This is a genomic window from Peribacillus sp. GL_122 (genome assembly GCF_057835005.1).
In genome coordinates this window covers 3,254,549-3,269,781 of the sequence record NZ_CM174415.1, presented here as the reverse complement: position 1 = coordinate 3,269,781, position 15,233 = coordinate 3,254,549, and the positions used below count along the sequence as shown (strand labels likewise).

Sequence of the window (15,233 nt, the reverse complement as noted above, 5' to 3'; positions counted from 1 at the left end):
CGGCATGCAAAAGCAAAATGCAGGAATACATCATATAACCGCTATTGTAGGCAATCCTCAAGAGAACGTGGATTTTTATGCTGGAGTATTGGGACTGCGTATGGTGAAGAAAACCGTTAATTTTGATGATCCAGGCACCTATCATTTGTATTTCGGAGATGAATCAGGTTCTCCGGGAACTATCATCACTTTCTTTCCTTGGCCTGGGGCATACAAAGGGAGAATTGGCTCAGGACAAGTGGGGGTTACAACCTATGCAGTTCCGGAAGGATCAATGGGTTTCTGGGAAATGCGTTTAGGTAAATTTAACATTGACTTTAAAAAGGTTTCACGTTTCGGCGAGGCATATCTGGAATTTCAAGACCCACACGGTTTGCAACTTGAACTGGTTGAGCGTAAAGAAGGGAAAAATAGCGAGTGGTCATTCGGCGGTGTACCAGCTGCCAAGGCGGTCAAGGGATTCGGCGGTGCCGTATTATTGACGTCAGAACCGATCAAAACGATGGAACTCTTAGAGAAAGTGATGGGCCTGCAAAAAATTGGGGAAGAGGGCGATTACATCCGCTTCAAATCCACATCGGACATCGGAAATTTGATAGATGTTAAAAAAACGGTGTTGCCAAATGGGAAAATCGGAGTGGGAACCGTCCATCATATTGCATGGCGTGCAATCGATAATGAAGATCATAAAGAGTGGAGGGAGCATATCGCCAACCATGGCTATGGTGTGACACCCTTTACAGACCGTCAATACTTCGATGCCATTTATTTCAGGGAAGATGGAGGCATACTTTTTGAAGTTGCCACAGATCCACCTGGCTTCGCTCATGATGAAACGAAGGAAACGATGGGTAGTAAATTAATGCTGCCGCCATGGCTGGAAGAAAAAAGGGGAATCATGGAGAAAACGTTACTGCCGGCAGTGCCGAGAGTACTGGAGGAGGATAAATGATGAAGCATATTTTTCAAAAAGGAAGTAATCCAGAAGAGCCATTGCTTTTGCTTTTACATGGCACTGGAGGAACGGAAACAGATCTCTTGCCATTAGCGGAAATGGTTTCACCGGGATCATCCGTATTAAGCGTACGGGGAAATGTACTTGAAAACGGAATGCCACGTTTTTTCCGCCGGTTATCCGAAGGGGTTTTTGATGAAGAAGATTTGATCTTTCGTACGAAGGAGCTTTATGACTTCTTGGAATCAGCGTCCAAAAAATATGACTTCGACCGTGAAAGAGTGGTAGCATTAGGTTATTCCAATGGTGCAAATATAGCGGCAAGTTTGCTGTTCCATTTCGAAGGGGCATTACAAGGAGCGATTCTTCATCATCCAATGGTGCCTAGACGAGGTATTGCATTGCCGTCCCTTTCGGATATACCTGTATTTATTGCTGCAGGTAAAAACGATCCGATTTGCCCGGCAGCAGAAACTGATGAACTTAATCAACTTTTACTGCAAGCTGGTGCTACAGTGGATGTTCAGTGGGAAAATTACGGTCATCAGTTAACACGTTCAGAGGTTGAGGCAGCGGGTTCATGGTTTCAAAAGCACTTTTTATAAGAATGAGAGGGAATGAAGATGATTTCTGTTAATCCTGAAAGTCTGACTGAACGGGATAATTATAAGTTTTTGACTGGAAGCATTATACCGAGACCTATAGCCTTGGTTACGACAAAATCCGAAACCGGTACAATCAATATAGCGCCGTTCAGCTTTTTTAACATAGTCAGTTCAAATCCTCCGATGATTTCCATTTCTGTCCAACGGAAAGAAGGGGTTTCAAAAGACACGGCCCGAAATGCAATTCAAACAGGTGAATTCGTTGTTCATATCACTGATGAGAATAATGTAGCTGATGCAAATCGAACGGCGAAGGAACTCCCATCCGACGAAAGTGAATTGGGTCTTACCAATTTCACGCCGGCTGTTAGTGATAAGGTATCCGTACCAGGATTGCAAGAAGCGAAGGTACGCTTTGAATGTACATTAGAGCAAGCGATACCATTGGCAGGTTCCCAGAATAAACCTGGTTGTGATTTATTGATAGGGAAAATAGTCTGCTATCATATAGAGCAAGATATTTACCATAATGGCCGAATTGACCAGAATGGGCTAAAACCTGTAGCAAGATTAGCGGGTCATACTTATACAAAACTAGGGGAATTATTTGAAATAGAACGTCCTTAAGTGAAAAGAAAGAAAAAATGGCGTCATCTTTTTAAGATGGCGTCATTTTTTAAAATCAAAATTACCCGGTTAGCTTTATCTGCAATTTTAATGTGGTAAGCGACTGTTCCAAAAACGAGCAACCATTTCATATTTATGCCGCCGGTGCCATGATCGTTAGAATTTTAAAGGAAGTCTTTACAATCCGAAACAAAACTTGACAATTTTTTCATAGATTGATAAAGTTATAAAAAAATAATTTCTTATCCAGAGAGGTGGAGGGACTGGCCCTATGAAACCTCAGCAGCAGGTCTACAAAGACACTGTGCTAATTCCAGGGGGTGAAACCTTGATAGATAAGACCGTACGTGTTTATTTGTCAGTAACGCACTCTTTTAGAGTGCGTTTTCGTTTTTTCTGGATCCAAGATTAAGGAGAGTAAGAATGGAGAACAAAAGAAAACATGATTTTCAAAGGAAAATGCAAGCACGGCATATAATAATGCTATCGCTTGGCGGGGTGATTGGAACTGGTTTATTCTTAAGTTCGGGTTATACGATTCAACAGGCTGGCCCATTCGGCACCATCCTTTCGTATCTGATTGGAGCTTTAGTGGTTTATCTAGTCATGCTATGTCTTGGTGAACTGGCAGTACATATGCCCGAGACAGGCGCGTTTCATAGCTACGCAGCCAAATACATCGGACCAGGGACAGGGTATACAGTAGCCTGGTTGTATTGGCTAACCTGGACTGTTGCACTAGGTTCGGAATTTACGGCTGCAGGATTGTTGATGCAGCGATGGTTTCCATCAATCAATGTCTGGATATGGAGTGCTCTATTTGCCATATTAGTCTTGGCTTTAAATGCGTTGACCGTTAAGTTTTTCGCTGAATCCGAATTCTGGTTTGCGTCTATAAAGGTATTTGCTATTGTGATATTTATTATTCTGGGAGCTGCAGCAATGGTAGGTTTTATTCCAATAATTAATTCACAATCAGCTCCGTTATTATCCAATTTTACAAGTGCAGGTTTATTTCCGAATGGTGCTTTTGCCATTCTAATGACGATGCTCGCGGTGAATTTCGCATTTTCTGGAACTGAATTAATCGGAATTGCAGCTGGAGAAACAGTGAACCCAGAAAAAACGATACCAAAGGCAATCCGTATGACATTATGGAGATTGATTATCTTTTTTGTAGGAACCATTGTTGTATTATCCGCATTATTGCCTATTTCGGATGCAAGCGTACTAGAGAGCCCCTTTGTTGCAGTTCTCGAACGAATTGGAGTGCCGTATGCAGCGGATATTATGAACTTTGTTATATTAACTGCCATTTTGTCTGCTGCAAATTCAGGATTATATGCATCATCCAGAATGCTTTGGTCGCTTGCAGATAAGAAAACAATATCACCCATATTTGCAAAATTGACAAAACGGGGTGTTCCGATAAATGCAGTTCTTTTCAGTATGTTGGGAGGTGGTTTAGCCCTTTTCTCGAGTATTATTGCACCGGATACTGTATATATAGTGCTTGTATCCATTTCTGGACTAGCCGTGGTAGTAGTTTGGATGAGTATTAGCGCGTCACAGTTTCTATTTCGCAGACGATTTATAAACGAAGGAAATTCAGTAAATGATTTGGCTTATCATACACCATTATATCCACTCATACCAATCGTTTCTTTTTTGCTATGTCTTGCTTCTTGCATAGGAATTGCATTTGATCCTACACAACGAATTGCACTATATTGTGGCATACCTTTTATTTTGTTTTGCTATGGAAGTTATTATCTGACACAAACTATAAAGAAAAAGAGGAGTAGAACATGAAGAATAAAATTAGCCCAATTGACGCAATATTACGAGATCATTCAGTCATGATTTTGGACGGGGCTCTAGCTACAGAGCTTGAAAGGCATGGGTGCGATTTGGACGATCCCCTGTGGTCCGCACGTGTATTACTTGAAAATCCAGAAGTGATTTATCAAGTTCACTCTGACTACTTTCGGGCTGGTGCTGACTGTGCGATAACGGCAAGTTACCAAGCAACAGTTGAAGGTTTCGCACTCCGCGGAATACAAGAGAAAGAGGCTTTGGAACTAATCCGGAAAACGGTTTTACTTGCAAGGAAAGCAAGAGATGAATTTTGGAAGGAAGAAGAATATCAAACGACTAGACCTAAGCCATTAGTTGCTGCATCAGTTGGACCTTATGGGGCTTTCCTTGCAGATGGTTCAGAGTATGTAGGAAACTATGATGTTTCAGATGAAACTTTAACTGCATTTCATCGCTCGCGAATATCAGCTTTGATTGAAGCGGGTGCTGACATTTTAGCATTTGAAACGATTCCTTCCCTGCAAGAAGCGAAAGTATTGCATTCATTATTGAAAGATTATCCAGAAGTCTATGCTTGGCTATCCTTTTCATTGAAAAATGAAAAAGCGATTAGTGACGGTACATTGCTTGAGGAGTGTACCAGATTGTTTGGGGAAAGTGAGCAAATTGCAGCAATCGGCATCAACTGTGCGCCTGTATCAGGTATCACGGAAGCCATACAGGTGTTGCGTTCAAACACGAATAAACCAATTATAGTTTATCCGAATTCTGGTGAAACATATAATCCGGAAACTAAAACCTGGCATGGTGAAGAATCATGTAACAGGCTCGACCTGAAATCTGAAGAATGGCACCATGCAGGGGCACGTTTAATTGGAGGATGTTGCAGAACGGCACCGAATCATATTGCGGACATTTCAAGAAAGTGGCGACCTTCCGTGGTGGTATCCTCCTAGCCCTTTTACTGTTATCAAACTGTTATAAGGTATGTAAGTAGTGGATAAATAAAAAGAACAGGAAGCGTCATAATTTGACGGTTCCTGTTCTTTTTTTGCACTAGATCGGTGTGAAGGAACATCCCGGATTGACTCATAGCTCTTATTTTTTCAGTGTTTTTACAATGAATTTCGGCTGAAAATTACAGGTGAATCCAAACCTGTCGCAAAAACAGGAAAAAGAGAAATTAATCATATTTTTTGTGTGCTTGGGGAAACTAAACAAACAATGATTAGAAAGGAGAGATTGAGTATGAGTCGTGGTAAAAGTTTTAATCACAAAGATAAAGGACATCCAGGAAATCTACCCAATAATAGAATTAGCGAAGAGAAGGAACACACCCGGCAATATGAACAAATCGAGGATATTGTCACACATGAAGCTTTCAAAAATCGGGAAAAAGATGACGAGATGCCTTGATTTATTGGGAAACAGTATATCGAATGAGACAGTTTTAAACATACCAAGATATTGAGAAATTTTCCATATCTATAAGGATATTAAAATTTCGCTTTCAGAAGCACATGAATTAAACGATATACCTTTCACTTCCATGTGGCTTCCAAAATTCAGCTTCGTTTTTAGCTTTAAAGATGAGATAGAAATTTCCATTTATATCGGGGAAAAACCATGAGCTTTGCTATGGTTTTTCTTTCATTGCAAATAAATCAAGAGGGAAAGTCGGAGATTAAACTTAAATAAGCATAGATGGTGGCTAGAAAAAACAGCGGAATTTACTCATCTTACCTTGAAGTAAGTTGAAGAAGATAACAGAATAATGATGATGGACGCATTTAATTAGCCGACTTTCTTCTATATATAATTAATAAAACTTAATTTTCTAAACTCGGGGCACTCAAAAACTACTAAGCCCAGTTAGTAAGTTTAATTACATGTAGCGTCAAAAGGGCGAACTCAACGATTAATCATAACCCACTTATCCTAACTGGTTAAAGCCATGGAATTTTACAGTTTTAATTAAATCATGCCAGTTACATCGTGAATATTATAAGAATCTGGTGATGAAGTGCGGTTCATTCCCAATATACCAAGTCTTAAGCCCTATGTCTGCAATGTTTCATTTTGTTTATCGCGATTTATTTCCACTTCTCGTTTAGCTCTAATAAAAGCGATGAATTGAATCGTTTCCTCTTCAGAAAGAGAGATTCCATCTACAGCCAGCTCCATATTTGGTGAATCCGTTAATTCCATGACTCGAGGTGATTCTGTGGTAATATCTTTAGATGGATAATCCACTCGACCTAGAATGTAATCAGTGGATGTATCATATAAGCCTGCTAATAAATTAATCGTTTCTAATGAAGGGCGGCGATGGCCCGATTCGTAACCTGCATAGGTACTCTTGGCGATTCCGAGTCTGTCAGCGGTATATTGCAAAGACCACCTTTTGGCCTTCCTTAATGTAGTTAATCTATTTACAATCATTCTTATTACTCTCCTTTTATATAAATCCATTATAACATCATATTGGAAAAAGCGTACGCGTAATGAATGATTTTAGCTTGATTTCACTCTGGAACATGACTATAATAACATGTGGTGTACGCGTAACATGTACATTTACAGCGAAAACATCCTTTTCTAAGATGATTGAATGATTGTAAAACAGGGAGGCTTTATAGGGGGTAGTATATTGGAGAAGTTGAAGTCAAAAATGAAGAAGTTGATGTTAATTACTACAGGTGGTACAATTGCATCGTTAGAAGGAAAAAATGGACTTGTTCCAGAGATGAAAGCTGACGAATTTTTAGGACACCTGCCGGGATTGGATTTACTTTATCAGATTGATAGTAAGCCTTTGATGAATATTGATAGTACAAATATGCAGCCGGAAGATTGGACAGAAATGGCACAATCCATTCATGAGCACTACCATGATTACGATGGCTTTGTGATTACCCATGGAACAGATACAATGGCTTACACTTCAGCTGCGCTCTCATATATGTTACAAGATTTAGGGAAGCCAATTGTCATTACAGGTTCTCAAATCCCAATTGCCTTTAAAAAGACAGATGCCAAAAGAAATATCTCTGATGCGATCCGGTTTGCTTGTGAAGATATTGGAGGAGTATATGTTGTTTTTGATGGTAGAGTCATCCAGGGTACTAGGGCCATTAAATTGAGAACTAAAAGCTATGATTCGTTTGAAAGTATTAACTATCCATATATCGCTACCATATTCAAAGATAAAATTGAGTATCTAAAGCCAGTTCATTCACCAAAGAAAAAGGAAGCTAAGTTAGATGCTTCCCTATGTACTGATGTTGCTTTGGTTAAGCTGCATCCCGGTATTAAGCCTGAATTCTTTGATTCTCTGAAAAATCAATGTCGGGGAATCGTAATTGAAAGTTATGGCAGCGGTGGTATTCCATTTCAAGGAAGAAATATTTTAGAAAAATTGAATGAGTTGGTACAGTGTGGAATATCCGTAGTCATTACTACCCAATGTTTAGAAGAAGGGGAAGATATGGATATTTACGAAGTGGGACGAAAAGTGAATAAGAATGTCATCATTCGTTCCAGAAATATGAATACAGAAGCCATCGTTCCTAAGATGATGTGGATTTTAGCCAAGACACAAGATCCAAAAAAAGTGAAGGAAATGATGGAAACACCGATTGCAGAGGACATTACATTATAGAACAAACAAAGGGGCAAGAGGAAATGTTGATAGAAGAGAAAACATACCGAATCGAGAAAGACTTTCTTGGAGAAAAGGAAATTCCAGCAGATGTTTATTATGGAATACAAACTCTACGCGCTGTAGAGAATTTTCCGATTACCGGTTACAAAGTCAATGAAGAAATGATTCGTGCACTAGCAATGATTAAAAAAGCAGCCGCTTTAGCAAATATGGATACCAAACGGTTATATGATGGTATTGGAAGCGCTATCGTCAAAGCATCTGATGAAGTGATCGATGGAAAGTGGCATGAATATTTCATCGTTGACCCAATTCAAGGCGGCGCAGGTACATCGATGAATATGAACATTAATGAAATCGTTGCCAACCGTGCGTTAGAACTCATGGGACACAATAAAGGGGATTATGTACAATTAAGTCCAAATAGCCATGTTAACATGTCGCAATCAACCAATGACGTATTCCCTACTGCCATTCATTTATCAACACTACGGCTTTTAGAGCAATTGTTACAAACAATGACCAAGATGAGTACGGTTTTAAAGAATAAAGCAAAACAATTTGATCATGTTATCAAAATGGGACGTACACATCTTCAGGACGCAGTGCCAATTCGACTCGGTCAAGAATTTGAGGCATACAGTCGCGTGTTGGATCGGGACATAAAACGAATCAGTCAATCACGTCAACATTTATATGAAGTGAATATGGGGGCAACAGCAGTGGGAACGGGATTGAACGCAGATCCTCGTTACATTGAAAATGTTGTTAAATATTTAGCTGAAATCAGTAACTTGCCGCTTGTAGGAGCAGAACATTTAGTAGATGCAACCCAAAATACGGATGCATATACTGAAGTGTCAGCTTCATTGAAAGTATGTATGATGAATATGTCTAAAATTGCTAATGATTTACGTTTGATGGCTTCAGGACCGAGAGCGGGATTAGGAGAAATCACACTTCCAGCACGTCAACCAGGTTCATCCATCATGCCAGGAAAAGTAAATCCAGTAATGCCAGAATTAATTAATCAAGTCGCTTTCCAAGTAATCGGGAACGATAATACGATTTGCTTAGCATCAGAAGCAGGACAACTAGAGTTGAACGTAATGGAGCCAGTCCTTGTATTCAATTTATTGCAATCAATTAGCATAATGAACAATGCTTTCAATGTCTTTACAGATTATTGTTTAGAAGGCATTGAAGCTAATGAGCAACATTTAAAAGATTATGTCGAACAAAGTGTTGGAGTGATTACAGCAGTCAATCCGCACCTTGGGTACGAAGTGGTTTCACGAATTGCGCGTGAAGCGATATTAAAAGGCAAATCAGTTCGCGAACTTTGTTTACAATATGATGTGTTGACAGAAGAAGAATTGGATCTCATTCTAAATCCTTACGAGATGACAAAACCCGGTATAGCGGGAGCTTCTCTTTTTGATCGGCAATAACTAGTATTTTAGTAGAAAACATTAATCTATATGATTTTTGATGCAATGACTATGCCTTTAGGACCGTTGGTATAAAGGCATAGTCATTTATTATATACATTCCTTTATGAAATGTTACCCAAACCGTCCGTCAACTGCTTTTAGGTATTAATATCTGAATATTCAGATATTTTTTTGACCGTCGATCTAATCATGGAGGGTGTATAACTATTCATAAAAAATCCATCCCCCATGGAATATATCTAATAGCATTAGCCGCTACAGATCATCTTAAATATTCAAATAAGCCAGTCAGTCATGCTGCAGTGCCTGCAGCTTTTTTAGGAACTAAATCCAGTGCTTGTAGACCTATTAACATTTCAGGTCCGTAAATTAGGAATCCAATTCCTCCTTAATATAATATTTTTTGAACCTAATTAAGTTAAGTATTGATGATGATACATATAAAAAACTCATACCAAAATAGCAGCTCTTTATTTAAAAGGTCCTATTAAAGCATGAGTTCTCCAAATCTCCACCATCGTTAACTTTTAATAATTAACTATCTTCACAAGAAAAGCTGTGAACATTTTTTTTGCCCACTCGGACAAAGAAGGCACCATTGGCGTCAAGTTAAATAGCTTAATATTTCAATTTAAGTTTTTTTCTAAACGAATGGTATGTGTCCAAAGTTCCAATGAATATTAATAGTAAATGTAAAACCAACTGGAATGACATACGCAAATTTTCATCTTTTTTAAGATATTTAAAATAATGTAATTAGTCATTTCCAGGTGGAAAGGGAGGATAGCTTTGAAACAAGTGAATCGTTTTATCCGGAGTGTTACATTTCTCATGCTCGCATTTCTCATGTTTGGTGGGCAGCCTGCTTTTGCTTCATCTTCCTTAACATCACAATCCACGCCAGACCTTTTGATTCGGCAGATCCTGGGTTTAGCCTATGAATCCCAGCAAACCATTAATAGTGGTCAATTTTCTGTAGGTGATTCGTTGAAGAAAGTGGAAAAAGCCTGGGGTGTACCGGAAGATTTAAGTACCGCTGCGGCCAATTATTGGTCCCATAATATCCGATTCCTCTACGACGGTTCAACAGGAAGAAAAACGATTACCGCCATTGATGATTTTGATCCGCAATTGCAAACCATCCATTTATCCATGTTGAAGGGATTGATTGGTGAACCTGTAAGTGAGGTGGAGCAAGAAGGGATGTACTATGTCACTTATACCGATTACGCAAATTATAAAGTGGTATTCGTGTTTGAAAGCGCCTGGATTAACCCTGATCCAAGACTGAGTATGTATACGGTTGAATTGGCGTCAGATTGATAAGGAATACGACAAAAAAGGATCGTCCCTTTATTGCCGAGGGGCGATTCTTTGCTGTTATCTTTAAATGGTTTCTTACCACAGGGAGAATTTTGTTTAAGAACCAAGCTTACCGTTCTATTCAATATGATTCAGCCATACATTAAAAAGATGTAAATAGAATGATTAAGGGGGGGAACTGCTTTGTCAGAAGGTGTGCATAGTATCATTTTACCAGTTTCAATAAAAACGGTATGGGGATTTGTCAGTGTCATAGATCGTTGGGCACCTCTTGTCCCAGGATATATCAATCATGAGATGATGAATGAAAGGACACTCATTTGGGAGTTTAAAAGCGATTTGGGATTAATGAAGAAGAAAGTAAAACTTGAAGTGAATATATTGGAATGGATTGAACCCGAAAAGGTAACATTTAAACTTAAGGGATTAAATGAAAAATTTGATGGGCATGGCTATTTTTTAGCAGAACAGTGCGGAATTGGGCAGACTAAAATGACTGGCTGCCTGGCGATTACGGCAAAAGGAGCCAAAGCCCCTATCGTCAATGCTTTGTTAAAAACCTACGTTCCCCAAATGACGATCGAGTTTTCTGAGGCAGTTGCACAAAGTCTCCTAGTACAAAAATAGAAATTACATATTGGAGCTATCATTATTGAATATTGGCACTTGACAATTATACCTAAGTGGTATGTATTATAAATTGTAAGATTTTTATCAATCCTTCATTTCAACTGAATAGGTTTTATGATGGATGTCTGGATAGGATTCATAAGTAATAGGCAGGGTAGGAGGCCTCACATGGAATATGATAAGCAGGTTAAAAATAGAGTGAAGCGAATTGAAGGACAGCTTCGTGGGATATTGAAAATGATGGAGGAAAACAAAGATTGCAGAGATGTAGTAACGCAGTTATCTGCCACTAGATCTGCAATCGATAGGACAATCGGGGTAATAGTAAGTTCAAATCTTGTAGAATGCGTCCGGGAGGCTAATGAAGCCGGAGAAAAGAATCCCGAAGAGCTAGTAAAAGAAGCTGTGAATTTATTAGTGAAAAGTCGATAAGCAATTAGATTTATGGTTATTGTTGAATTGGAATTTTTAAGACAATGTTTGAAAACAATTTGACCAATCTAAGAAATTCTAGTGTCCAGGGTGGATGGATTTTTTTAAAATGGGCCTCTACAGGAAGGGGTCCATTTTTTTGAATTCTCTGTTTTCATTTCTGATAAGCAAATCCTTTGATATAAAGAATTTGCATGGTATCCTTAAAGGGATAAAAATTGAGTGAGGGTATACTATGGAATTTACGCATGTTACATCGGTTTTGCTCGGCCTCGTCATCATTCTAAATATTTTATTTGCCACGATTGTCATATTTTTTGAAAGAAGGGAAGCGAGCACCACCTGGGCTTGGTTATTGGTGTTATATTTTCTCCCTGTAGTTGGTTTTATTTTATATCTCCTTTTTGGTACGAGTTTAAGGCACGCCCACTTATTCCAATGGGAGGACAAGAAGAAAATCGGGATTGAAGAAATCCTTGATAAACAGATGGAAGAGCTTTCAACGGATCATTTTCCTTTTCGAAATGCCTCTTCAAGTAATTACCGTGATTTGATTTATATGCATCTCCGGAACAATGATGCCGTGCTTACTGAAGATAATCAAGTCGATATTTTTACGGAAGGAAAAAATAAGTTTGACCAGCTTTTTAAAGATATCGAAGTGGCAGAAAACCATATACACATACAATACTACATCATTCAAAGGGATGGCCTGGGTAAACGATTCATTGAAGCTTTGACTAAAAAAGCGAATGAAGGCGTCAAAGTTCGGGTTCTTTATGACGAGCTGGGATCCAGGGGGATGACTAAAAGTTTCTTCAGGGAATTTAGGCAGGCAGGAGGGCGAGTGGAGGCATTCTTCCCATCCAAATTAAAATTTATAAATTTACGGCTGAATTTCCGTAACCATCGAAAGCTAGTCATCATTGATGGAAAAGTAGGGTATGTTGGAGGCTTTAATGTTGGTGATGAGTATTTAGGGCTTAATCCAAAATTCGGTTTTTGGCGTGATACACACCTTCGAATACAGGGTTCGGCTGTCAAAGCCATTCAAACCCGTTTTATTCTGGATTGGAATCAGGCATCAAAGCACCATGATATAACTTATCAGCCACATTATTTCCCTGTTTTAAAGCCTCAAGGCAATATAGATTTGCAAATAGTAACAAGTGGGCCGGATTCTGAATGGGAACAAATTAAAAATGGCTATATTAAATTAATATCTTCAGCAAAGAAATCGATTCTCATTCAAACACCTTACTTCATACCGGATGCAAGTTTATTGGATGCACTCAGGATTGCCAGCTTATCAGGGTTAGATGTAAAAATCATGATTCCGAATAAACCTGATCACCTTTTCGTTTATTGGGCAACAACGTTCAATGCAGGGCAGTTATTAAGAGCGGGAGCTAAGATATACATCTATGATAACGGCTTTATTCATGCGAAGATGATCGTGGTGGACGAAGAGGTCTCCTCGGTGGGGACTGCTAACATTGATGTCCGTAGTTTTAAATTGAACTTTGAAGTAAATGCCTTCATTTATGATGAAGGAATGGCCGAAACACTGACAAGGATTTTTTATAAGGATGTTGAAGTCTGCAGGCAGCTTACAATTGAAGAATTTGAAAAGCGTTCAAAATGGATTCGTTTTAAAGAGTCCATTGCAAGGCTGGTATCACCCATATTATAATTTTTAAAGTTGCGGACCATTACTATATGGGCCACTCAGACTGTAGACAAATTCGTAAAAAGCGAGTTTGCCTGCAGTTTTTTTTTTTGAAAAACGTTCAAAATTTTACAAACCCTCAAAAAAGTTCTAGCTATGATTTCAGAAATCCGCTTCCTTTCCGCCGACTGTCTGCCAAGCCTCATCAAAGCAAGCGTCACCGGGGTCTCGGCTAGCCAGTTTTCGGCAGGAGTGTCGCAAATAATAAATCACGGAATATAAACATGTCTTGGTTTAATGATTTGGTAATAAATATCTAAAGTTATGACAGGCATGTTCTATTGTCGGTCTACAGTTTTTTTAGGGTTATTCGTATTCTATCTAAAAGAAAAAAAAGTTGATTGGAATGGAAGGTACGAGACTCCTGAGGGAAAAGCGCGTCCAGGGGAGACCCCGCAGGCGCAAAGGCGATGAGGAGGCTCCCGGACCGCCCGCGGAAAGCGAGTGCCTGGAGTGGAAATCATTTCACAAACCCTCTTTCAGAAATCCGCTTCCTTTCCGCCGACTGTCTGCCAAGCCTCATCAAAGCAAGCGTCACCGGGGTCTCGGCTAGCCAGTTTTCGGCAGGAGTGTCGCAAATAATAAATCACGGAATATAACCAAGTCTTGGTTTAATGATTTGGTAATAATTATCTAAAGTTAAGACAGGCATGTTCTATTGTCGGTCTACAGTTTTTTTAGGGTTATTCGTATTCTATCTAAAAGAAAAAAAAGTTGATTGGAATGGAAGGTACGAGACTCCTGCGGGAAAAGCGCGTCCAGGGGAGACCCCGCAGGCGCAAAGGCGATGAGGAGGCTCCCGGACCGCCCGCGGAAAGCGAGTGCCTGGAGTGGAAATCATTTCACAAACCCTCTTTCAGAAATCCCCTTTCCACCGACTGTCTGTAAAGCCTCATCAAAGCAAGCGTCACCGGGGTCTCGGCTAGCAAATTTTCGGCATGAGTGTCGCGAATTTCTTAAATCCAGTGAGGATTTATTTCATATAAATGAAAAAAATCACGGAGTATAACCAAGACTGTTTTAAAATTATAGTAATCATCTCCTCGGTAAAAATAGTGAAAGGAATTCGGCAGGAGACCATTCCGGACTCCATTTTGGTACAATAGTTTATATCCATAAAAGGGGGAAATGCCGTGAAAACGTTTATAATCACAGGAGCTTCAAAAGGTTTAGGGGCTGCCATTGCCAAAGGATGTTTGCAAACGAGTGATCATTGCATCTTAGTTTCCCGTACAGCCCATCCTGAAATGCAGCAGATGGCTGACCGATCCGGGACGAAACTTACATATATTTCGATGGACTTGAATGAAACTGAAAAGTTACCTTCCTTAGTCAATGAGATTCTTGCTGCTGTCGATGAAACAAGTGACATTTATTTCATTAACAATGCAGGTGTCATTGAACCGATAAAGCCGGTAGGAAACCTTGGTATAGTAAATTTGGAAACAATCATGCGGGTGAATTTCATGGCACCCATCGTATTGGCTGATGAATTCGTTAAACAGACAAAGGACTGGAACAGAAAGAAGGTAATGGTCAACATATCTTCAGGAGCAGCAAAAAACCCTTATCATGGCTGGTCAGCCTATTGCAGCACTAAGGCAGGGCTAGAAATGTTCACACGGGTTGCAGGGTTGGAACAGGATAAAACATCTTTCCCTACGTCTCTCATCTCTTTTTCACCAGGTGTAATGGATACGGAGATGCAAGGGACAATCCGGTCAGCAGACGAACGGGACTTTTCGGATCGAGACAAATTTCATGAATATAAAGAAAATGGCATGTTAAGAAGCCCCGAATTTGTGGCAGATAAACTTTTGCAGCTTCTTGAAGCGGAAGATTTGGAGAATGGGAAGTTCTACGATATTAAGAATTTACTTTGATGTATGGGAGTATGTGAAACGAAAAATCAACTGATGGCTTATAGAGTGGGGTTGTCCCTTAGGACAGCCTCTTTTTTTTGTGATCCTTCATTCCCATTTAAAATAAAGTCTAA

The 15,233-nt window shown here is 39.5% G+C and carries 14 protein-coding genes, 1 pseudogene and 1 riboswitch; of the genes and pseudogenes, 13 read left to right on the top strand and 2 right to left on the bottom strand.

Translation table 11 applies throughout. The features are described 5' to 3' along the window. Positions 1-4 precede the first annotated feature (4 nt). The 6 genes from AC3ISB_RS15665 (at position 5) to AC3ISB_RS15640 (ending at position 5,421) form a co-directional block, all read left to right on the top strand. Positions 5-952 carry a ring-cleaving dioxygenase gene (locus tag AC3ISB_RS15665; protein WP_489273687.1) on the top strand — a complete coding sequence of 316 codons (948 nt, stop codon included), beginning with the start codon at positions 5-7 and terminating at the stop codon, positions 950-952. Then, positions 952-1,560: an alpha/beta hydrolase gene (locus AC3ISB_RS15660; protein WP_141993703.1), complete on the top strand. Its 609-nt coding sequence runs from the start codon at positions 952-954 to the stop codon at positions 1,558-1,560. The genes AC3ISB_RS15665 and AC3ISB_RS15660 overlap by 1 nt, the downstream gene beginning before the upstream one ends. Positions 1,561-1,578: 18 nt before the next feature. Next, entirely contained in the window at positions 1,579-2,187 is a 609-nt protein-coding gene (locus AC3ISB_RS15655; protein ID WP_480339451.1) for a flavin reductase family protein, read from the top strand. Positions 2,188-2,426: 239 nt separating this feature from the next. Continuing rightward, a riboswitch (SAM riboswitch) is annotated at positions 2,427-2,529 on the top strand. Positions 2,530-2,610: 81 nt separating this feature from the next. After that, positions 2,611-3,999, top strand: a complete 1,389-nt coding sequence (mmuP, locus tag AC3ISB_RS15650) for an S-methylmethionine permease (RefSeq protein WP_480339452.1) — start codon at positions 2,611-2,613, stop codon at positions 3,997-3,999. Next, entirely contained in the window at positions 3,996-4,961 is a 966-nt protein-coding gene (gene mmuM / locus AC3ISB_RS15645) for a homocysteine S-methyltransferase (RefSeq protein WP_480339453.1), read from the top strand. Before mmuP ends, mmuM begins: the two co-directional genes overlap by 4 nt. A 292-nt stretch (positions 4,962-5,253) precedes the next feature. Then, positions 5,254-5,421 (top strand): hypothetical protein, encoded by a 168-nt coding sequence (locus AC3ISB_RS15640; protein ID WP_181762258.1) that lies wholly within the window; start codon positions 5,254-5,256, stop codon positions 5,419-5,421. A gap of 642 nt (positions 5,422-6,063) precedes the next feature. Here the strand turns inward: AC3ISB_RS15640 and AC3ISB_RS15635 are convergent. Next, positions 6,064-6,447: a helix-turn-helix domain-containing protein gene (locus AC3ISB_RS15635; protein WP_480339454.1), complete on the bottom strand. Its 384-nt coding sequence runs from the start codon at positions 6,445-6,447 to the stop codon at positions 6,064-6,066. Between the two features lie 229 nt (positions 6,448-6,676). On the opposite strand from AC3ISB_RS15635, the gene AC3ISB_RS15630 reads away from it, so the two are divergent. After that, the gene (locus AC3ISB_RS15630; protein ID WP_098369629.1) at positions 6,677-7,666 is read left to right on the top strand and encodes an asparaginase; all 990 of its coding nucleotides are present in this window, start codon (positions 6,677-6,679) and stop codon (positions 7,664-7,666) included. 23 nt (positions 7,667-7,689) lie between these two features. Beyond that, positions 7,690-9,120, top strand: coding sequence for an aspartate ammonia-lyase (gene aspA, locus AC3ISB_RS15625; protein WP_098369444.1), 1,431 nt, complete (start codon positions 7,690-7,692; stop codon positions 9,118-9,120). A gap of 298 nt (positions 9,121-9,418) precedes the next feature. Here the strand turns inward: aspA and AC3ISB_RS15620 are convergent. Beyond that, positions 9,419-9,505 (bottom strand): annotated as a pseudogene (locus tag AC3ISB_RS15620) (hypothetical protein); the annotation flags it as partial. Positions 9,506-9,921: 416 nt separating this feature from the next. On the opposite strand from AC3ISB_RS15620, the gene AC3ISB_RS15615 reads away from it, so the two are divergent. From AC3ISB_RS15615 to AC3ISB_RS15595, 5 genes are all read left to right on the top strand, one after another. Further along, positions 9,922-10,446 carry a DUF4309 domain-containing protein gene (locus tag AC3ISB_RS15615; RefSeq protein ID WP_260399701.1) on the top strand — a complete coding sequence of 175 codons (525 nt, stop codon included), beginning with the start codon at positions 9,922-9,924 and terminating at the stop codon, positions 10,444-10,446. Positions 10,447-10,629: 183 nt separating this feature from the next. After that, a complete protein-coding gene (locus AC3ISB_RS15610; RefSeq protein ID WP_098369446.1) occupies positions 10,630-11,073 on the top strand; it encodes an SRPBCC family protein in 444 nt (147 codons plus the stop codon). A 171-nt stretch (positions 11,074-11,244) separates the two neighbouring features. Further along, the gene (locus AC3ISB_RS15605) at positions 11,245-11,508 is read left to right on the top strand and encodes a metal-sensitive transcriptional regulator (RefSeq protein WP_098369447.1); all 264 of its coding nucleotides are present in this window, start codon (positions 11,245-11,247) and stop codon (positions 11,506-11,508) included. A gap of 235 nt (positions 11,509-11,743) precedes the next feature. Next, a complete protein-coding gene (gene cls, locus AC3ISB_RS15600) occupies positions 11,744-13,201 on the top strand; it encodes a cardiolipin synthase (RefSeq protein WP_480339455.1) in 1,458 nt (485 codons plus the stop codon). A gap of 1,169 nt (positions 13,202-14,370) precedes the next feature. Beyond that, positions 14,371-15,120, top strand: coding sequence for a (S)-benzoin forming benzil reductase (locus tag AC3ISB_RS15595; RefSeq protein WP_179890961.1), 750 nt, complete (start codon positions 14,371-14,373; stop codon positions 15,118-15,120). Positions 15,121-15,233 lie beyond the last annotated feature (113 nt).

Coding starts and splice junctions, on each gene's coding strand:
- mmuM (WP_480339453.1), top strand. CDS start 3,996: ATGAAGAATAAAATTAGCCCAATTGACGCAATATTACGAGATCATTCA.
- AC3ISB_RS15660 (WP_141993703.1), top strand. CDS start 952: ATGAAGCATATTTTTCAAAAAGGAAGTAATCCAGAAGAGCCATTGCTT.
- cls (WP_480339455.1), top strand. CDS start 11,744: ATGGAATTTACGCATGTTACATCGGTTTTGCTCGGCCTCGTCATCATT.
- AC3ISB_RS15630 (WP_098369629.1), top strand. CDS start 6,677: ATGAAGAAGTTGATGTTAATTACTACAGGTGGTACAATTGCATCGTTA.
- AC3ISB_RS15665 (WP_489273687.1), top strand. CDS start 5: ATGCAAAAGCAAAATGCAGGAATACATCATATAACCGCTATTGTAGGC.
- AC3ISB_RS15640 (WP_181762258.1), top strand. CDS start 5,254: ATGAGTCGTGGTAAAAGTTTTAATCACAAAGATAAAGGACATCCAGGA.
- AC3ISB_RS15655 (WP_480339451.1), top strand. CDS start 1,579: ATGATTTCTGTTAATCCTGAAAGTCTGACTGAACGGGATAATTATAAG.
- aspA (WP_098369444.1), top strand. CDS start 7,690: ATGTTGATAGAAGAGAAAACATACCGAATCGAGAAAGACTTTCTTGGA.
- mmuP (WP_480339452.1), top strand. CDS start 2,611: ATGGAGAACAAAAGAAAACATGATTTTCAAAGGAAAATGCAAGCACGG.
- AC3ISB_RS15635 (WP_480339454.1), bottom strand. CDS start 6,447: ATGATTGTAAATAGATTAACTACATTAAGGAAGGCCAAAAGGTGGTCT.
- AC3ISB_RS15605 (WP_098369447.1), top strand. CDS start 11,245: ATGGAATATGATAAGCAGGTTAAAAATAGAGTGAAGCGAATTGAAGGA.